18 protein-coding genes and 1 riboswitch are annotated in these 19,132 nt (G+C 39.4%); of the genes, 15 read left to right on the forward strand and 3 right to left on the reverse strand.

What is annotated here, in order from left to right; all coding sequences use genetic code 11:
• Positions 1-90 precede the first annotated feature (90 nt).
• Positions 91-492: a hypothetical protein gene (locus tag ND2E_RS18460; protein WP_033092338.1), complete on the reverse strand. Its 402-nt coding sequence runs from the start codon at positions 490-492 to the stop codon at positions 91-93.
• A gap of 106 nt (positions 493-598) precedes the next feature.
• The gene (gene moeA, locus ND2E_RS18455) at positions 599-1,831 is read right to left on the reverse strand and encodes a molybdopterin molybdotransferase MoeA (RefSeq protein WP_033092339.1); all 1,233 of its coding nucleotides are present in this window, start codon (positions 1,829-1,831) and stop codon (positions 599-601) included.
• A 223-nt stretch (positions 1,832-2,054) separates the two neighbouring features.
• Positions 2,055-2,245, forward strand: a riboswitch (molybdenum cofactor riboswitch).
• Between moeA and moaA the strand changes: the two genes are divergently transcribed.
• The 10 genes from moaA to ND2E_RS18405 all read left to right on the forward strand — a co-directional run bounded on the left by moaA (position 2,232) and on the right by ND2E_RS18405 (position 9,187).
• Positions 2,232-3,203 carry a GTP 3',8-cyclase MoaA gene (gene moaA, locus ND2E_RS18450; RefSeq protein WP_033092340.1) on the forward strand — a complete coding sequence of 324 codons (972 nt, stop codon included), beginning with the start codon at positions 2,232-2,234 and terminating at the stop codon, positions 3,201-3,203. (Overlaps the previous riboswitch by 14 nt.)
• Before the next feature lie 2 nt (positions 3,204-3,205).
• Entirely contained in the window at positions 3,206-3,850 is a 645-nt protein-coding gene (gene mobA, locus ND2E_RS18445) for a molybdenum cofactor guanylyltransferase (protein WP_033092341.1), read from the forward strand.
• A 92-nt stretch (positions 3,851-3,942) separates the two neighbouring features.
• Positions 3,943-4,485 carry a molybdenum cofactor biosynthesis protein B gene (gene moaB, locus ND2E_RS18440; protein WP_033092342.1) on the forward strand — a complete coding sequence of 181 codons (543 nt, stop codon included), beginning with the start codon at positions 3,943-3,945 and terminating at the stop codon, positions 4,483-4,485.
• The gene (moaC, locus tag ND2E_RS18435) at positions 4,485-5,012 is read left to right on the forward strand and encodes a cyclic pyranopterin monophosphate synthase MoaC (protein ID WP_033092343.1); all 528 of its coding nucleotides are present in this window, start codon (positions 4,485-4,487) and stop codon (positions 5,010-5,012) included. Before moaB ends, moaC begins: the two co-directional genes overlap by 1 nt.
• Before the next feature lie 21 nt (positions 5,013-5,033).
• Positions 5,034-5,282, forward strand: coding sequence for a molybdopterin converting factor subunit 1 (gene moaD / locus ND2E_RS18430; protein ID WP_033092344.1), 249 nt, complete (start codon positions 5,034-5,036; stop codon positions 5,280-5,282).
• Positions 5,283-5,285: 3 nt separating this feature from the next.
• Entirely contained in the window at positions 5,286-5,756 is a 471-nt protein-coding gene (gene moaE / locus ND2E_RS18425; RefSeq protein ID WP_033092345.1) for a molybdopterin synthase catalytic subunit MoaE, read from the forward strand.
• A 1-nt stretch (position 5,757) separates the two neighbouring features.
• Positions 5,758-6,582, forward strand: coding sequence for a molybdate ABC transporter substrate-binding protein (modA, locus tag ND2E_RS18420; RefSeq protein ID WP_052056215.1), 825 nt, complete (start codon positions 5,758-5,760; stop codon positions 6,580-6,582).
• Positions 6,579-7,283 carry a molybdate ABC transporter permease subunit gene (gene modB / locus ND2E_RS18415; protein WP_033092346.1) on the forward strand — a complete coding sequence of 235 codons (705 nt, stop codon included), beginning with the start codon at positions 6,579-6,581 and terminating at the stop codon, positions 7,281-7,283. Before modA ends, modB begins: the two co-directional genes overlap by 4 nt.
• A gap of 2 nt (positions 7,284-7,285) precedes the next feature.
• Positions 7,286-8,410, forward strand: coding sequence for a molybdenum ABC transporter ATP-binding protein (gene modC, locus ND2E_RS18410; protein ID WP_033092705.1), 1,125 nt, complete (start codon positions 7,286-7,288; stop codon positions 8,408-8,410).
• Positions 8,411-8,437: 27 nt separating this feature from the next.
• Positions 8,438-9,187 carry a HesA/MoeB/ThiF family protein gene (locus tag ND2E_RS18405; RefSeq protein WP_052056216.1) on the forward strand — a complete coding sequence of 250 codons (750 nt, stop codon included), beginning with the start codon at positions 8,438-8,440 and terminating at the stop codon, positions 9,185-9,187.
• 12 nt (positions 9,188-9,199) lie between these two features.
• Here the strand turns inward: ND2E_RS18405 and ND2E_RS18400 are convergent, their stop codons facing one another.
• Positions 9,200-9,742: a DUF1285 domain-containing protein gene (locus ND2E_RS18400; RefSeq protein WP_033092706.1), complete on the reverse strand. Its 543-nt coding sequence runs from the start codon at positions 9,740-9,742 to the stop codon at positions 9,200-9,202.
• Positions 9,743-10,031: 289 nt separating this feature from the next.
• On the opposite strand from ND2E_RS18400, the gene ND2E_RS18395 reads away from it, so the two are divergent.
• The 5 genes from ND2E_RS18395 to ND2E_RS18375 all read left to right on the forward strand — a co-directional run bounded on the left by ND2E_RS18395 (position 10,032) and on the right by ND2E_RS18375 (position 18,941).
• Entirely contained in the window at positions 10,032-12,092 is a 2,061-nt protein-coding gene (locus ND2E_RS18395) for a S9 family peptidase (RefSeq protein ID WP_223303540.1), read from the forward strand.
• Positions 12,093-12,284: 192 nt separating this feature from the next.
• Positions 12,285-12,980, forward strand: coding sequence for a substrate-binding periplasmic protein (locus ND2E_RS18390; RefSeq protein ID WP_223303521.1), 696 nt, complete (start codon positions 12,285-12,287; stop codon positions 12,978-12,980).
• 140 nt (positions 12,981-13,120) lie between these two features.
• Positions 13,121-14,527, forward strand: a complete 1,407-nt coding sequence (locus tag ND2E_RS18385) for a TolC family protein (RefSeq protein ID WP_033092350.1) — start codon at positions 13,121-13,123, stop codon at positions 14,525-14,527.
• A gap of 2 nt (positions 14,528-14,529) precedes the next feature.
• Complete coding sequence (locus ND2E_RS18380) at positions 14,530-15,816, forward strand: efflux RND transporter periplasmic adaptor subunit (protein ID WP_052056217.1); 1,287 nt, start codon at positions 14,530-14,532, stop codon at positions 15,814-15,816.
• The gene (locus ND2E_RS18375; protein WP_033092351.1) at positions 15,816-18,941 is read left to right on the forward strand and encodes an efflux RND transporter permease subunit; all 3,126 of its coding nucleotides are present in this window, start codon (positions 15,816-15,818) and stop codon (positions 18,939-18,941) included. Before ND2E_RS18380 ends, ND2E_RS18375 begins: the two co-directional genes overlap by 1 nt.
• Positions 18,942-19,132: the final 191 nt, after the last annotated feature.

Raw genomic sequence — 19,132 nt, forward strand, 5'->3', positions numbered from 1 at the left:
ACGCTGTTCTTAATATAAAAGACAGCGTTTTTTAGTATCTATAACTTTATCGTGACCTAAGCTTTCAATAGCAATTTTTTTAGCAAAAAGTTAATTGTTCAATACTTCATTATTCAGCTCACTTTGCAACCAATCTAAGCCTGCTTGCCAACCTAAATTTAAGCCATTAAATACCTTTAAATTCCAACCATCGCGTTGACGTATCGCAGCAATTTTATCTACCGATGATTTACTTTGCTCATCATAAGTTACAACGGCAATTGCCGCTAAATTTTCATGAGAAGCAACACTTAACTTTGCTTCAAATGAAAAATCATATTCATTAATTTTATTAATCAACAGAGCAAAATTATCAGAAAAAATCTTGGTCAAAAAATCATCATACTCTTCTGACATTTCTAAAGAGATAACAACATCTTGACCGACAATAACTTCAGCAATATGCTCACTTAAAATATTAACTTTAGCAAAACTAAGTTGATATCTTTGCATAACGTCCTGCCCACATATTTATGTATTTAGTACAACAATACTAGACCTATATTTTCAACTTAACAAACATGTGTTTGAATCTTTTTGTTCACTGTTATTGATAAAGTTAAAGGTAGTGATCAAATAATTGTACATTTACCATTTCACCTGCTTTAACTCCACCTTGCTCACTTGGTAAAACAATAAAACAATTCGCTTGTGCTAAGCTAGATAATATACCTGATCCTTGGGCACCCGTTGAAGTAACAACATTTTCACCTGATTCGTTAACTGATAACACACCGCGTTGAAAATCCATACGACCTGGAGATTTTCGTAAGTCGCTGCTACATTTCACCGATAAATAGGTACGCTTTAACGCTTTTGCATTTTGCATTTTAGTCAAAGCCACCAAAGCTAATTGATGAAAGGTCACTAACGCTGAAACGGGGTTGCCTGGCAGTCCGAAAAAGACACTATTAGCAAGTTTTCCAAAGGCAAAAGGTTTACCTGGTTTCATCGCTATTTTCCAAAAACCTATTTCACCTAATTCATCTAACACTGTTTTTGTGTAATCTGCATCACCCACCGAAACACCGCCAGAAGAAATAACCGCGTCGGCTTGTTCATCAGCACTAACAAAAGCCGTTTTTATTGCCTCAAAGTCATCAGGAATGATGCCAAAATCAATAATGTCAACATGTAATGTTTTAAGCATGGCTGCTAGAACAAAACTATTAGACTCATAAATATCACCTGACCGCAGCGCTTGCCCTGGCAATTTAAGCTCGTCTCCAGTCGCAATTAACGCCACTTTTAATTTTCGATAAACTACAACATTAGCCACCCCTAAAGAAGCTAGCACACCAATATCAACCGCCGATATTGTATGGCCAGAATGCAGTACTTGTTGATTGATTTTAATGTCTTCACCGGCATTTCTTACATGAGAGCCTAAAGCCTTCTCTTGTAAAAAGGTAATCTTTTCACCCTCCGCAGTGACATTTTCTTGCATCTCAACTGAGTCACAACAATCAGGCATTTTCGCCCCGGTCATAATTCGAATACATTCACCAATTTGACAACGTCCTTTAAAGGGTGATCCCGCCATAGAGCGTCCGATCAGCTTCAGTGTTTTACTCTCTTTTAAGCTTTCAATAGCAAAAGCATAGCCATCCATAGCAGAGTTATCGTGTGGAGGTACATTTAATGGGCTAGCAATATCTTGCGCTAAAACATAATGCAGCGCTTGCTCAATGGGCAAGGTAAGTGTTTCAGTGATAGGTGATATTTGCGATAACATATTCGCCACGGCTTGTTCAAAAGGCAAAAGCCCTGGAGCTGAGCAACAATCTGACATAAAAAAACTCGCTTAAATTGAGATTACGATAAGTTTCGCTCTAAACGCGATAAAATTGCAAACTTGTTTAGAGCAATATTGGTATAGGCGATAGTATCGCTTAATTACTAATAAAATTAATAGTGGTTTAACCGTAGATTTATTGATTACAATCAACAATGGGGTAGGCAAAAAAAATTACCATCCCGTCGCACAATGGGTATATACTCATTTTAGAGCAAAATTTTATTTATTACACCGAGCTATCACAGCTAACAATGTTTTTTCATGGCGACAACAAGCCAGCTTATTTAAGACAATCATGTTGTGATATGCCGTAACTAAGTCTATGAGTATATTAGATTTAGTTGCCAGGGTTAACAAGGAAACGCGTTAGCCTCCCTACATTTGGAAAGGTGACATGTTAACAGATAACTTTGGCCGTAGGTTTTCTTACCTACGCCTTTCAATTACCGATGTTTGCAATTTTAGCTGCAATTACTGTTTACCTGATGGTTATCAGTGTGATCAGCCGCGTGATTTTTTATCACTATGTGAAATCAAACGTATAGCAAAAGCTTTCGCCGAATTAGGCACTGAAAAGATCCGCATAACCGGTGGTGAGCCAGCCCTGCGTAAAGACTTACCAGAAATCATTCGAATTTGTAAAGAAACATCAGGCATCAAAAAAGTTGCGATTACCAGTAATGGTTTTAAGTTACCAGAACATCTGCCTCAATGGTTAGATGCTGGTATTGATGCAATTAATATCAGTATCGACAGTTTAGACCCTCGTCAATTTCATGCAATAACCGGTCACGATAAGCTTAAGACCATCCTTAAAGGCATTGATATGGCTTTAGCTGATGGTAGAGCCTCCGTTAAAGTTAATACGGTATTGATGCGTGATCATAGCGGTAAAGAGATTCAAAGCTACCTTAATTGGTTAAAAGACACGCCTATTACCTTACGCTTTATTGAATTGATGCAAACAGGAGATAATCAGAAATTTTTTGATGCACAACATGTTCAAGGCGCTCGTATTAAGCAGAATTTAATTCTTGATGGCTGGCTTCCAGTCATTCAAAATAAATCTGCAGGTCCAGCGCAAGAATTTTATCACCCTGATTATCAAGGTAAAGTAGGCTTGATCATGCCTTATTCTAAGGATTTTTGTAGTAGTTGTAACCGCTTAAGAATAAGCTCAAGTGGCAAGTTACATTTATGTTTATTTGGTGAAGAAGGTTTGTCACTACGCGAAGAGTTGCAAAGTGATGATATTGAGCCTTTGCAAGCAAAAATATTAGCATTACTTGGCGATAAAAAAGCCACCCACTACTTACATGAAAAACTAACAGGTGCGACTAAACACCTTGCTATGCTTGGAGGTTAACTATGACTATTCAAGCTATCGAATGTTTAGGTGTGGTACTTGCGGGTGGGTTATCTTCCCGTATGGGGCAAGATAAAGCGCAGCTCAAACGCCAGCAAAGGCTCCCTTTTTCAACAGAAAAATCAGCAGAAAGCATGTTAGACTTTTCTAAGCAGCTTTTAGCTAATGCGGGTATCAAAAATATTGTTGTCAGCGGTGATAATCATCAAATTCCTGACCGTGTAGCAAACGCTGGACCCGTTGGTGGAATTTATAGTGTACTTGCGCATTACCCTGAGCAGTTACAGCCTAAAGCCTTATTAATTTTACCTGTTGATTTACCTTTAATGACGGCTGCTGCTTTATCCGATTTAAGACGCAAAGGAGAGCTTAGTCATAAAGCGACTTTTTTTCATGATAGTCAAAAAAATAGCCATCATATCCCTTTGTACTTACCCAACAATGCATTTTTGCAGCTATTTTTAAAGCAAGCATTTCAGCGAGAGACAATGCAAGCAAATAACGTAAAGAGCAACAACAAAAGTGGCCCCTCTGTAAGGGGCATGTTAGAGCATGTACCACACCAAGCGATTGCTAGTCTTAATAGTCAGGTACTTTTTAACAGCAATACACCTGAACAATGGCAGCAAGCACAAAAACAATTTTAAGCCTCTCGTATGATAGTAGCAGTATGCTTAACTACGAATGGCAACAAATATGACTACAATTTTAATCATCAGTTTCAGTAAAGGATAAACCTATGTCAGCACATGGCGGCACCACTTTCATCCCCTTAAATATCGCCGTATTAACGGTTTCGGATACACGCACAGAAGAGAATGACACCTCTGGTCAGGCGCTTGTTGAACGCCTAACACAGTCAGGGCATAACCTAGCAGATAAAGCGATTGTCATTGATGATGTCTATCAACTACGCGCGCAAGTGTCTCAGTGGATAGCGGATGATAACATTCATGCCATTATTTCTACCGGCGGAACAGGTTTTACCTCACGTGATAATACTCCTGAAGCCTTGACGCCTTTATTTGATAAAGCGGTTGAAGGCTTTGGTGAAGTATTTCGCCATGTTTCATTACTTGAGATAGGCACTTCAACAATCCAATCACGCGCTTTTGGCGGTATTGCAAATAAAACCGTAGTGCTTTGTGTACCAGGCTCCACTAACGCCTGTAAAACCGCTTGGGATAAGGTAATTAAAGAACAGTTAGATGCGAGTCACCGCCCTTGTAACTTTGTACCACACTTAAATTTAACTGCTGAACAATGTGAGACGCGTAACTAATGACATCAAATACTACTCGCACAAAACAGACAGTAGCGGAACAAACACCTGAGTTAAGTCATCTTAACCAACAAGGTGAAGCAAACATGGTTGATGTGACCGAAAAGGCAATGACATCACGTACCGCCACCGCGCAAGGTTTTATCAAAATGAACCGAGCAACTTTTGAATTAATCACTACAGGTAAGCATAAAAAAGGCGATGTGTTTGCGGTAGCGCGAATTGCTGGTATTCAAGCCGCAAAAAAATGCAGCGATTTAATTCCACTATGTCATCCTTTGATGTTAAGTAAAGTGCAAGTAGATTTCACTCTTGATAGTGACAACAATCAAGTACAAGTAAAGAGTTTATGTCGTCTAACGGGGCAAACCGGCGTTGAAATGGAAGCCTTAACAGCTGTGTCTGTGGCATGTTTGACTTTATTTGATATGTGTAAAGCTGCAGACCCTGCCATGATGATTCACGGCATTGAGGTATTAACTAAAGATGGTGGCAAATCTGGCCATTGGCAAAGCCCTTCAACTTAAACTTAATAAAGAGAAAAACTTATGATTAAAATTGTTTTTTTTGCCGCACTTAGAGAGCAACTTGATTGTTCGGAGTTATCTCTACCAGTAGGAGAGGCTAAAACAGTCAACGATATAAAACAGCTATTGAGTGATAAAAATGCGCTGTGGCAGCAAACGTTTAGTAATGCATCACTGTTATCAGCAGTAAATCATGACATGGTTGATGGTACTCACTTGGTGAAGTCAGGTGATGAAATTGCCTTTTTCCCTCCTGTGACAGGTGGTTAACTCATGTTTACACAAGAGATATCTATCCAAACTAATGACTTTAGCTTAGCTGATGAAGTTGCTTTACTTGAAAAAGATAACTTAACCGATGGCGCGGTTGTTACGTTCACCGGCAGGGTTAGAGATAACAATAACGGTAATTCAGTGACTACTTTAACGCTAGAGCATTACCCTGGCATGACAGAGAAATCTCTCGCTAAAATCATCATGCAAGCAAAAGAGCGCTGGCAAATAGGTAGAGTAAAAGTAATTCACCGTATTGGTGAGCTCAACATAGGCGATCAAATAGTTTTTGTCGGTGTTACCAGTAAACATCGACAAGATGCCTTTGCTGCCAATGAGTTCATCATGGACTATTTAAAGGTTAAAGCACCGTTTTGGAAAAAAGAAAAAATTACTGATGAAGGCAAGACCTCTGAAAATTGGTTAGACGCTAAAAACAGTGATACTGACAAAGCAGATCTTTGGAGCTAACGTGCTACGACTTCTGTTAGCTTCAATTTTGCTTGTAAATTTACTGGTTGTAAACACTAGCCTAGCTCAACAATTAAATGCTAGTAACATTAAAAATCAAACTAACAGACCATTAAGAATTGCTGTTGCCGCAAATTTCACCCCTGTACTCGAGGTATTACTAAAAGACTTCACCAGCCAAACGGGCATAAACACTCAAGTGATCAGCGGTGCTAGCGGTGCAATGTTCTTACAAATCAAATATGGCGCTCCCTTTGATATTTTTCTCAGTGCTGATAGTCGCCGCCCCAAAGAGCTTGAGCAAGCTGGCTATGCGGTAAAAAATAGTCGGAAAACCTATGCGATCGGTCAGTTAGCACTATATTCACCCTCAAGTGATTCGACTACAAACTCGCTAGAGCGCCTTAACAAACCACCTGCACGTTTTGCGATAGCGAACCCCGATAGCGCTCCCTATGGCAAAGCAGCAAAGGAAGCATTAATCCATTTGGGCTTATGGCAAGTTTATCAACCTCGCTTGGTTAAAGGCATTAATATTGGTCAGACATTTACCCAGTTGCGCAGTAAAGCCGTCGCCAGTGGTATTGTTGCAAATAGCCAATTAATGATAAATAATTTATCTGGGACTATTATCCCAAGTAGCTACCATCAAGCGATAGAACAACAGTTAATTATATTAAGTAGCAGTGAGCAGCAAGTTGCTGCAGAGCAGTTAAGTTATTTTTTGCTTTCACCTGCAAGTCAAAACCAAATTGCCAGTTATGGTTACGCTCAACGTAAGCAAGATGCACAAGTTACAACGTTAAGCGAGTCAACGGCGAGATGATAAATTCAGACTTTCAAGCACTTATTACCACACTAGAAATGGCGGCATTAACCACCATTATTTTATTGATTATTGGTACTCCTCTCGCTTGGTATCTGGCCAAAATGACCAGTCGATGCAAAGTTATCATTGAGGCGATAGTGGCGTTACCACTCGTTTTACCACCAACCGTGCTTGGTTTTTATTTGCTTATCGCATTTTCACCTGAATACTTGCCTGGCAAGTTATGGCAACAGGTCACGGGTCAACAGCTCGCTTTTAGCTTTTCCGCAATCGTGATGGGTTCCGTTTTATATTCACTGCCATTCGTTGTTCAGCCATTACAAAAAGCATTTGAGCAATTGGGCGACTCTTTATTAGAAGCTGGCGCATTACTCGGTGCAGGCCCTATCGATCGATTTTTCTCTATTGTTTTACCATTAACAAAGGCGAGTTTTATTACTGCAGCCAGTTTAGGTTTTGCTCATACGGTAGGAGAGTTTGGTGTGATTTTAATGATTGGCGGTAATATTCCGGGGGAAACAAGAGTGCTTTCTATTGCCTTATTTGATCATGTCGAAGCTTTTGATTATGCCAGAGCGCACTTACTCGCCATCAGCTTATTAATAGGTTCAATGCTATTATTGGCTGCTATTTATTGGCTAAATTTACCGAAGAGAAATCCCAGTGTAAGTGCTAACCAACTAAGAATACATGAATGAAGATGAGTGATAATACCTTGAAGAAAGTGTCTGCTGATGAGTGTTCTCAACTCAATATTGATATTAGTATTAACTATCAACAATTTGAGTTAACCATTAACTTAGCAATGCCATTAAAAGGCATCACGGGTATTTTTGGTCATTCAGCTTCGGGAAAATCAACCTTATTGCGTGCCATCGCAGGTTTAGAAAAAAAACTATTTGGCGACATAACATTAGGTGAAACAAACTTAGTCAATAGCGAACAAGGTAATTACCTCAAACCCGAAGCCCGTCACATTGGCTTAGTTTTCCAAAATAGTCGACTATTCGAACATTTGTCCGTTTTAGGTAACCTAGAGTATGCCGTTAAACGCTGCAAACATAATAAACTCGTATTAAATGAAGTCATCAAATTGACCGAGTTATCATCATTGCTTGAACACCGAATACATCAATTATCGGGTGGACAACAACAAAGAGTCGCTCTAGCAAGAGCGATTTTGGCTGAGCCAAAATTATTACTGCTCGATGAACCATTAAGTGCACTCGACCAACACAGTAAAACTAAGTTATTAAAGATGATGCTGAACATTCAGAAACAGCTCAACTTGCCAATGCTGTATGTCAGCCACTCATTAGATGAGTTACAACAAGTCTGCGATACTTTATTAGTGCTATCCCAAGGTAGGGTTGTTAATTTTGGTAGTATCCACCACGTTATTCATCAGTTAAATAATTTTGGTGAAGACCCCCTTATTCATCAGCAAACCAGTTTATCATTGCCTATTAAAAAGTTTAATAATGGTCATGGTTTAACCGTATTATCACTCAATGCACAACAAGACATTTACCTAACCAGCGATAAAGCCTTTGAACATCAAACGCAATTACGTTGCTTTATATTGGCTAGTGATATTAGTATTTCTCTTACTGAACCGATTAATAGCTCCATTGTTAATCACCTCTTTGGTAGTATAAAGCAAATAAGTTATATAAAGAGTAACGTACTTCTAACCATTAACTGTGCTTCTCAAGAGTTTTTTGTCACTATCAGTGCCTTCTCTCAGCAAAAGTTATCGTTAACCAGCAGACAACAAGTCTATTTGCAATTCAAAGCCAGTGCCGTGCGCACTTTCATCCATTAGCGTAATTTAAAGTAACTAGGAATCAAAGTGTTAAGCAATCAAGAGCAACTCAAATACTCCCGCCAAATAATTTTGGACAAAATTGGTACTCCGGGACAAGTCGCACTGCGTAATGCTAAAGTTCTCATTTTGGGTGTCGGCGGTTTAGGTAATCCAGCCAGTTTATATTTAGCTGCTGCTGGCGTTGGTACACTCTATATCGCAGACGGCGATTGCATAGAAGTCAGTAATTTACCCAGACAAATTCTCTTTAGTGAAGACAATATTGATGACAATAAGGCTGATGTTGCCGCTGAGAAATTACAAGGTCAATTTCCCGATGTCACAATTGAAGCAATTGATGAAATGTTCGATGAAGAATTATGTGATTATTACCTGCCACAGATCGACCTAGTGCTCGATTGCTCTGATAATATCCAAACACGTTACTTAATTAACCAAGCCTGTGTACAACATAAAGTACCTCTGATAGTCGGTGCCGCTACTGGCTTTGATGGTCAGCAATTAACAATAGATCCCCGCGATGAAACGAGTGCTTGTTATCATTGCCTTTTTCCTGCCAGTGAAAAAGCACCTAGCAACAACTGTCAAACCCTAGGTATTATTGGCCCTGTACTCGCTATGATTGCAGGAATGCAAAGCTTACAAGCAATTAAGCTACTAACGGGAAATAAAGTACAGCTCAATCAGCTTAATTTACTTGATGGTTTAGCGAATCAATGGCAACAATTTACCATGAAAAAACAAAAAAACTGTACTGTTTGTGGAGAAAAATAAGGCTTAAACCCGTTACAACTTGCCTAACGTGAATTGGCAGCCGGCACTTGATAAAATCAATTCAGTGCCATTTTCAGTCACCAATTCTTGTGCTATATCTGCCCATTGGTAATAAACATTCCGATGTACTTTCGCCAGTAAGTTTCTGCGAACAGTGACATACAAATCACCACTTTCGGTCACCATTAGCGGATGATTTTCATCGAGCGTAAACTCATCATCCAAGTTAGTACTAACCTGCATACATTTTTCGTCTGTATCCAGCCAGCGCCATTGCGTTAATAAAAATGGCGCATCATCAACTTGAATTTTTACTTTTTCAACAGGGGTTATTAAAAAGTGCTCTACCACACCATGCTTAACTTCTTTAATTAACACAGAGGCAAATAGCTTCACCAAAGGTAAACGTTTAATCACACTGCCGCCGTAAAACCAATCTCCATTGTTCTTTATCTGTATATCAATCTCTCCACAATACGGGGGATTCCATGTTTCCACCGGTGGCATTTTTGTATCAGTTCCACCTAACTGAGTCGAAATTTTATCTAATGACATAATCCCCCCTTGCACAAGCACTTCAATTTTCCAAATACGATAAGCTAACGGTAATAAGCGATAAGTAAATTTGCTTATCACTATTATCGTGCTAACTTAACGCTTGATACATTTTTTTAACATTTACTACCATCTACGTATTACTATTTGTAGTAATCATCGTAAGTTATCTTACAAGGAAAGATCTTTTATGTCACAAATCCTATCAAAGACTAAGCTAAGTTTATTAGTCTCTTCTGCCCTGCTTATCGCAGCATGCAGCAATCAAAATAATGAAGCAACAAATGCCATGAACGATATTACCGCCCCTATAGCTAAAAAAGTTCCTCATAAAATGGTTATTCATAACCATACTCGTGTCGATGATTATTACTGGATGCGTGACGATACGCGTAAAAACCCAGAAGTGTTAGCCCATTTAGCCGCAGAAAATGATTATACGAAAGCACAGCTTCTACATACTGAAGCTATGCAAGAAAAAATCTTTCAAGAGATTAAGGCGCGTATTGAAAAAGACGATAGTTCAGTACCAACCAAAAAAGGTGATTTTTACTATTCAAGTCAAATGCAAGGTGAAAATGAATACCCTATTTACGTAAGATCTTCTGATTTTTCAGGTAGTAATCTTGAAGTATTACTCAACGTGAATGAGCTAGCTAAAGCACATGATTATTACCAAGTAAGTGGCTTGAGTGCCAGTCCAGATGGCAAGTTACTCGCCTACGGAGAAGATACCGTTAGCCGACGCATTTACACCGTACAATTTAAAGATATCGCAGGTAATTCCTTACTCGATGACAAACTTGAAGGGACCAATGGTGGCATTGTTTGGGGTAATGACAATAAAACAGTGTATTACATCAAAAAAGATCCACAAACCTTATTAGGTTATCAAGTATTTCGTCATACTTTAGGTACACCACAGGCTGAAGATGAAATGGTCTATGAAGAAAGTAATAAGGCTTATTATACTGGCCTTAGCAAATCTAAAGATGGCAGTAGTGTCTTTATATGGCACTCAAGTACCGAAGCAAGCGGTGTTTCAGTCATTGATGCTGATAATGCCAACGCAATGCCGAAAAGATTCATTGATCGTGAGGAAGGTCATGAATACTCTATATCCAAAATGAATAACTGGTATTACATCAATACTAACTGGCAAGCGACTAACTTTCGTTTAATGAAAGTCCATAAAAAGCACCTTGGTGATAAAACACAATGGCAAGATGTGATTCCAGCCAATGATGCAGTTAAGCTTGAAGATTATGAATTATTTGCTAACCACCTTGTTTATCAACAACGTGAAAATGGTATTAGCCGATTGACTATTCAAGAATTATCAAGCGGGAAAAAGCAACCGCTGAGTTTTAATGACACGGCATATACCCTAGCGCTATATGGTAATAATGAAATAACAAACAGTAAACTGCGCCTTTATTATTCGAGTTTTACTACGCCAGGAACACATTACGATGTGGACTTAAATACCTTAGATAAAACGCAATTAAAGCAAGCAAAAGTATTAGGAGATTTTGACAGTAAAAATTATGCCTCTGAGCGTATTTCTGTAAAAGCCCGCGATGGTAAAAAAGTACCGGTTTCTTTAGTTTATCGTAAAGACAAATTCAAAAAAGACGGTACTAACCCATTATACCAATATGCCTATGGCTCATACGGACACACAATAGATCCTTCTTTTTCAGTGAGTCGATTAAGCCTGTTAGACCGTGGATTTGTCTACGCTGTTGCACATATCCGTGGGTCAGAAATGTTAGGCCGTCCTTGGTACGAAGACGGTAAGAAGTTAACAAAAATGAATACCTTTACTGACTTCATTGATGTCACTAAAGACTTAACAGCGCAAGGTTATGGCGATAAAGAAAACGTCTTCGCCGTTGGTGGTAGTGCTGGCGGTTTACTGATGGGCGCAGTTATGAATATGGCACCAGAGCAATACAAAGGCATTGCTGCAGCCGTCCCCTTTGTTGATGTAGTCACCACTATGCTCGATGAAAGCATTCCATTAACAACCAATGAGTTTAAAGAGTGGGGTAATCCAAAAGACAAAGCTTTTTATGATTATATGTTGTCCTATTCACCTTATGATCAAGTAAAAGCGCAGGACTATCCTAATGTCTTAGTTACCACTGGCTTACATGACTCGCAAGTACAATACTTTGAGCCAATGAAGTGGGTTGCTAAGTTACGTGAATACAAAACCGATGATAATGTATTATTGTTTAAAACGGATATGGAAGCTGGACATGGCGGTGCTTCTGGCCGCTTTAAACGCATTCATGACACCGCTTTACAATATAGTTTCTTCATCGATTTACTTAACAAAGGCTAATTAATAAGGCTTGCTATACCCACACCTGACGCTAGTTGGGTGAGGGTAATTTCCTTTCTTCACTCCCCCTAAAATTTAGCTTCCATTTCCTTTACTAATGACATTCGTCTTAATGTTCTTTATATTTATATGACCGATATACTACCGATGCCTGTGTCAATGAAGACTATAATCCAGATCTTTTGTCTTAGTATGCTTAGCATCAGTTATCACAGTAATGCCGACTATAGTAAGACAACGCTGCAAGTGAGAACCATCGCAATTGCCCCCTATGGCATAGATAACTCAGGGCAACTAAGCGGTATTTACTATGATCTAACGCATTCATTACTTGTCAAAAGTGGTTTAGCCGCTGAGCATCATATATTTCCCTACGGCCGTATAATACATGAACTAAAGCTGGGTAAAACAGATCTCACTATCATGTTCAAATATAAAGAGCTCAGCAATTACGTTGATTATATTCACCCACTCCCAGCATTAAAGAATGTTGTTATTGGTCGACACGGCAGTGATTATCAGAGCATTAAGCAACTTGAGGGTTTAAACATAGCATACCTAAATGGGGCAAAATTTAGCGATGAGATAGATAATAACCCTAAGATTTTCAAACAAGTTGTTGTAGATTTCCATCAGGGCTTATTAATGTTAAAGAAAAATCGTGTAGACGCTATTATTGGGCCAATGAGGCCAATTATTAGTAGTGCAAATAAACTGGGGCTAAACGAAAGCTATTTTGGTAAAGCCCTTGTTGTGTCTGAACGTACACCTTGGTTACAGCTTTCGAAACAAAGTAAAAGCCATATTTCTGCCGAAAAACTCAAGATTATCTTTAGTGCTATGATTGACCAAGGAGCATTAGAAAGCATTCAAAAAAATTACCCGTAATGTGTCATTGAAGTGATTAGTTTAACACTGAAACGGTAATTTAATACTCAGTGTAAACTTATGTAATGTCGCTATTATCATCAATCATATTTGATTACACTAGTATTAAGAGTTATTTTTTTACCTGAGTTAATCACATTATGACGCGTCGATTTCGACTACTATTTCCACTGCTTTCGAGTCTTTTTTTATTGGCTTGCAATAGTAACTCCGAAGTAGATGAAAAACTAAAAGACTTGCCTCTTCCCCACAATTGGCAAGATAGTTCACAATCGTTAACTGTTAAACATAATTGGTTATCTGAACTTGATAACTTACAAGCTCATCAGTTGGTCGAAAAAGCATTAACGTCTAACCAGCAATTTGCCATGCAAGCATACTCGTTGGAGATAGCCAAACAGCAACTTATTATTTCAGGCAGCCAGCTTTGGCCGGAGCTTGATTTAGCCTTTCGCAGTGGTCGCAATAAAGATAATCAAACTGACAGTTATTCAAACAGTAACTCTGTTAATGTAAATTTGAGTTATGAGGTGGATATTTGGGGTAAATTATCTGATGCCGATCGCATAACTAACTATAACTATCTTGCACAAAAAGCTACTTTCGAACAATACAAGCAACAGCTGGTTGTCAACGTATTAACCACTTGGTTTCGTGTGATTGAAGCTGAAAAGCTGCTAACCCTTTATCGTAGCAGAGTCGCAAACTCCCAACAAAACTTAGCGATAATTGAAGCGGGTTACCATTCAGGCTTAAGCCCTGCGCTTGATGTCTATTTAACGCGTAACGATTTAAACAACGAGTTAACCAGAGTCTCAGAGCAAGAAACTGAGAAAACTAAACTTATTAGGCAGCTTGAACGCTTAATTGGTGAATACCCAAAAGGTGAGCTGCTGGTCAATGCTAATCTACCGCTACTAACTACAGACATTCCTGTTGGTTTACCGTCAGAATTAATCAGCCGCAAACCTGAATTAAAAGCAAGTTGGTATCAATTATTATCACAAGATGCCGGTTTAGCTTATGCACATAAACAACGTTTTCCCAGCATAGTTTTATCTGGCTCAGTAGGTGATTCTAACTCCGACATTGGTGATTTACTCTCTAGTTCATCTTTAGCTTGGTCATTGCTGGGCAGTGTCTCAGCACCTATTTTTAATGCAGGTCGTCTGAAAGCAAATGAAGAAAAAGCTCGTATAGAACTTAAACAAGGAGAACAATTATACCTTGATACTTTATATAATGCTTTTAGTGATGTTGAAAATGCTATTACCACAGAGAAGAATTTAAAGAACAGCTATTACACCATGTTGGCAGCTCAAGAGAATGCCAAAATTGCCTCGACCCTTTCTTTCGAACAATACCAAAGTGGTTTAGTGACTTATACCACTGTGCTTGATGCACAAAACCGTTCTTTTGAAGCGCAATCAACACTGATAAAAATCAAAAACCAACTGATTGCCAATCGAATCAATCTACACCTTTCCTTGGGTGGCGACTTCTCCACACCGTCACTTGCCTCATCACCTGCACCAAAGGCCGAATAACCATGTCTCTCATCAATGAAAAGAAAAGCACGAATTATAAAAAAATATTATTGCCGGTCATTATCACCATTGCCACCGCAATATTAATGGTGGTTATTATTAAAAACCCACCAACAAGTAACCGTGCTAAGCCTTCAAAAGCGCCACAAATGACAGTAGAAACCACTACCCTGACGCCTAAAACCTATCAGGTGATGGTGCAAAGTTTTGGCACAGTAAAACCCAGAACCCAAAGTGTGCTGTTCGCTCAAGTATCAGGGCAGATTAATTATGTAAGTAAACAATTTAGAGCCGGAGGTTTTTTCGAGCAAGGAGACATTCTCATTCAACTTGATGATAGAGATCACCGTGCTGAAGTTAACATTGCTCAAGCAAGTCTTATGTCAGCTAAACAAAATTTACAAGAAGAGTATGCACGCGTTAACCAAGCAAAAGCCGACTGGAAAAGACTGGGCAATGATAAAGCGCCTAATGCGCTGGTATTACGTCAACCACAATATGAGGCGGCCAAAGCGCAAGTCCTCTCTGCAGAAGCTCAGCTCGATAAAGTAAAACTATCACTTGAACGCACTAAGATTGTTGCGCCTTACGCCGGCAGAATCTTAAAGAAAAATGTTGATATTGGTCAGGTCATTTCGAGTAACACTCAGTTAGCCGATATATTTGCTGTTGATTATGTCGAGATCCGCCTGCCGATTAAAAACAAAGATTTGCCACTCATGAAATTGCCAGAAGAATATAGCAATTCCGACGAAACATCAGAGGTGAATAAGATGACCTCTGACAAGACTGATAACGACAACGCCATGATTAGTAATGTTATTATTTCATCTGATCTGATGGGTGATCAAATTTGGCAAGGGAAAATCGTCCGTACTGAAAGCGCTATTGATGAAATATCGCAGCAACTCTATGTAGTGGCACAAATTATCCGCCCCTATGATGGCGAGTATAATCAAGGTGCACAAATTAAAATGGGGCAATACGTCACCGCAGAAATTACCGGTCGAGAAGTTGAAAATGCGTTAGTCATACCAAGTAGTGCCATTTATCAGGGCAGCTATGTATATATTGTTGAAGACGGCCTTTTGATGCGAAAAGAAATTAAATTAGGTTGGCAAAATGGTACTGAGTCTATCGTTACTCATGGGCTAATTGCTGGAGATCAATTAGTACTCACCTCCTTAGGGCAAGTCAGTTCTGGCACTCCCGTTGCCATTGCAGGTCAAACGCCGAGACAGGTCACCAACAAAAGTAATGCTACACCCGTTGCTAAGGTGAACAACTAATGATTGCTTGGTTTGCACGAAATCATGTTGCCGCCAACTTACTATTAATTACTATTTTAATAGCAGGTTTATTTAGTTTATCTAATCGCATTCCGCTGGAAGTGTTTCCTTCGTTTGCCACCGATCGTATCAACGTAAATGTGTCCTTACGCGGTGCGACTCCAGAGGATGTTGAAAAAAGTATCTCTATTCGCATAGAAGAGGCGGTACAGGACTTAGAAGGCGTAAAGCAAATTGCTAGCCGTTCACAAGAAGGCTCTTCCGCGGTCAATATTGAAGTAGAGTCAGGTTATGATCCGCGTGAAATGCTCGCCGACATCAAAAGCCGCGTAGATGAAATTAACACCTTTCCCGTTGACGCAGAAAAACCCGTGGTTTCTTTAGCAACACGCAAACGTGAAGTGATTGCCGTGACTATTGCCAGTATTTATAGCGAGAAAGAGACGCGTGAATTTGCTGAAAAAGTCAGGGATGATTTATTAAAAATCCCCGCTATCACTCAAGTAGAGCTCAGTGGTGTGCGCGATTATGAAATATCCATTGAAGTACCTCAAGATAAATTACGCCAATATGATTTAACAATCGCTAAAATATCTACTGCTATTTCTGATTCAAGTACAGACATTTCTGCCGGTAATTTAAAAACCCAAGGCGGAGATATTTTATTGCGTTCAAAAGGACAAGCTTATCGCAAAGATGAGTTTGAGAAAATAGCGATAAAAACCAACGTTGATGGCTCTATCATTCGCCTCAGTGATATAGCGATCATCAAAGATGACTTTGAAGAAACGCCGGTACGAACTCGCTTTAACGGTAAACAAGCTGCTTTTATCGATGTATACCGAATCGGGCAGCAAAGCGCAATTGACGTTGCTGATGCCGTAAGAACCTATATTAATGATCAACAAAGTACCTTGCCGGTAGGTGTTGAATTAAGCTTTTGGGATGATGATTCACAAATCGTAAAAAATCGTATTTCTACACTAACCACCAGCGCCCTACAAGGTGGCATATTAGTTCTGGCGTTATTAACTTTGTTTCTTAGACCGTCCATTGCTTTTTGGGTATTTATTGGTATTCCTATTTCTTTTATGGGCGCCTTTATTATGATGCCTGTATTCGGTATTACTTTAAATATCATGAGTTTGTTTGGCTTTATCTTAGTATTGGGTATAGTAGTAGATGATGCCATTGTCACGGGAGAGAATATTTATACCCACCTAAAAACGTCTGAATCAGGTGAAATGGCTGCCATTCGTGGCACCGAAGAAGTGGCCACGCCAGTAACCTTTGGCGTATTAACAACCGTAGCGGCATTTCTACCACTGGCTTTTATTGAAGGCGCACGGGGCGCGTTATTTGCGCAAATTCCAGTAATCGTTATTCCAGTGCTCATCTTCTCTTTAATCGAATCAAAATTCGTTTTGCCCTCACATTTAAAACACTTGAAATTACGTTCAGAAAAAGAAACAAAATCAAAATTTAGTCAGTTACAACAATCATTCGCAGATGGTTTTGAGCGGGCAATCATTCGTTTCTATCAACCTTTATTAAAGCGTGCCATTAGCAACAAAACGACCACCTTAGTTGGCTTTGTTGGTGTTTTCCTAATCATTCTTGCCCTGATTATGAGCGGCTGGACTAAGTTTATTTTCTTCCCACGAATCCCGAGTGAAACGGTCAGAGCAACGCTAACTTTGCCAGCTGGTACACCGTTTGAAGTGACTAATAAATATATTATAAAGATGGCTGAAAAAGCAGAGAAATTAAAGCAAAAGTATATTGAACCATCGACTAACAGCAGCGTCATTATTAATATATTAGCCACCACAGGTGGCCGTGGCGGTGTGTCAAACTCCGGTAGCGTGCGTTTCGAAATAACGCCGCCAGAATCACGCGAGTTAGCCATTTCTTCTCGTGAATTAGTCCGTGAGTGGCGAAATTTAATTGGACCTATTCCCGGTGCTGAAAGCATTACCTTTAGAGCTGAGATTGGCCGTTCATCAGACCCTATACATGTACAATTTAAAGCGAGCTCACTGGACACTTTAAAAGAAATAACCGATAAAGTGAAAGTCCGTTTAGCTACCTACCCTACGGTATTTGATATTGCTGATAGTCTGTCTAATGGTAAAGAAGAGCTGCAGATTGAGCTAACTGAACAAGGCAAGGCCTTAGGATTGACCCGAGTGAGCATTTCAAATCAAGTAAGACGCTCTTTCTTTGGCTCACAAGTGCAGCGTATCCAACGTGGCAGAGATGATGTCCGCGTCATGGTACGCTTACCTATAGATGAACGCCGAACTATGGCTGATTTAGAAGATATTCTTGTGATCACCCCTTCTGGCGGCTCAGTGCCACTTTCTCATGTTGCCAAACTTATTCCCGGCAAAAGCCCATCGACCATTTCAAGAATTGACCGCTACCGCACAGCCAATGTAAGTGCTGATGTTGAAAAATCAAATACCAACATGACGGTATTGCAAGCGGATTTAAAAAGCTATTTAGATGAGTTAATCGTGCAATACCCAGGGGTTAGCCACTCACTTGAAGGCGAAGCTAAAGAGCAACGTGAGTCATTTGGCTCTCTTAGCTGGGCACTGCTTTTTGTATTTTTTATTATCTATGCGTTATTGGCTATTCCTTTCAAATCTTATATTCAGCCCATCATTGTCATGAGCATAATTCCTTTTGGCATGATAGGCGCGGTGGTTGGCCACTGGATTATGGGCATGGAACTAACCATTATGAGTTTGTTAGGCATGTTGGCGTTAATCGGCGTCGTCGTGAATGACTCGCTAGTATTAGTCGATTTTATCAATAAAAAACGCAGTGAAGGCGGAGAGTTAATGGCGGCGGTACTAACGGCAGGTGCTGCTCGGTTTAGACCTGTCATGCTAACCAGTTTGACTACCTTCATTGGCTTAATGCCATTGTTGTTTGAGCAATCTACCCAAGCGCAGTTTTTAATTCCAATGGCGGTATCATTAGGGTTTGGTATTTTATTTGCAACCTTCATCACCTTAATATTAGTGCCAGTAAATTATTTAATTGTTGAGCAGTTAAAAAACTTGTTTTCATCGCAGCCAACTAAAGAACTTAAAAATTTAACACTGCAAAGCTAAGCTATATCTCCTGCCCATAGCTAATTATTGGGCAGGTTCAAATGATGAATCCCTGAGAAAGATACAGATAAAATGGCACTTATTGTGGAGCAATGAAGATTATGAAAGCCATTTACTAGACAAGATAAACAGTGTTCTCGATATAGTTGGCCGAATAATGAGAAGAGCAGAAAAACTGAACACAAAATTTA

Source organism: Colwellia psychrerythraea (assembly GCF_000764225.1).
GTDB classification, from domain to species: Bacteria; Pseudomonadota; Gammaproteobacteria; order Enterobacterales; family Alteromonadaceae; genus Colwellia; species Colwellia psychrerythraea_D.

Coding starts and splice junctions, on each gene's coding strand:
- ND2E_RS18395 (WP_223303540.1), top strand. CDS start 10,032: ATGAACGATATTACCGCCCCTATAGCTAAAAAAGTTCCTCATAAAATG.
- moaD (WP_033092344.1), top strand. CDS start 5,034: ATGATTAAAATTGTTTTTTTTGCCGCACTTAGAGAGCAACTTGATTGT.
- modC (WP_033092705.1), top strand. CDS start 7,286: ATGAGTGATAATACCTTGAAGAAAGTGTCTGCTGATGAGTGTTCTCAA.
- moaB (WP_033092342.1), top strand. CDS start 3,943: ATGTCAGCACATGGCGGCACCACTTTCATCCCCTTAAATATCGCCGTA.
- ND2E_RS18375 (WP_033092351.1), top strand. CDS start 15,816: ATGATTGCTTGGTTTGCACGAAATCATGTTGCCGCCAACTTACTATTA.
- mobA (WP_033092341.1), top strand. CDS start 3,206: ATGACTATTCAAGCTATCGAATGTTTAGGTGTGGTACTTGCGGGTGGG.
- moaA (WP_033092340.1), top strand. CDS start 2,232: ATGTTAACAGATAACTTTGGCCGTAGGTTTTCTTACCTACGCCTTTCA.
- moeA (WP_033092339.1), bottom strand. CDS start 1,831: ATGTCAGATTGTTGCTCAGCTCCAGGGCTTTTGCCTTTTGAACAAGCC.
- ND2E_RS18460 (WP_033092338.1), bottom strand. CDS start 492: ATGCAAAGATATCAACTTAGTTTTGCTAAAGTTAATATTTTAAGTGAG.
- moaC (WP_033092343.1), top strand. CDS start 4,485: ATGACATCAAATACTACTCGCACAAAACAGACAGTAGCGGAACAAACA.
- ND2E_RS18385 (WP_033092350.1), top strand. CDS start 13,121: ATGACGCGTCGATTTCGACTACTATTTCCACTGCTTTCGAGTCTTTTT.
- ND2E_RS18400 (WP_033092706.1), bottom strand. CDS start 9,742: ATGTCATTAGATAAAATTTCGACTCAGTTAGGTGGAACTGATACAAAA.
- ND2E_RS18380 (WP_052056217.1), top strand. CDS start 14,530: ATGTCTCTCATCAATGAAAAGAAAAGCACGAATTATAAAAAAATATTA.
- moaE (WP_033092345.1), top strand. CDS start 5,286: ATGTTTACACAAGAGATATCTATCCAAACTAATGACTTTAGCTTAGCT.
- ND2E_RS18390 (WP_223303521.1), top strand. CDS start 12,285: ATGCTTAGCATCAGTTATCACAGTAATGCCGACTATAGTAAGACAACG.
- modB (WP_033092346.1), top strand. CDS start 6,579: ATGATAAATTCAGACTTTCAAGCACTTATTACCACACTAGAAATGGCG.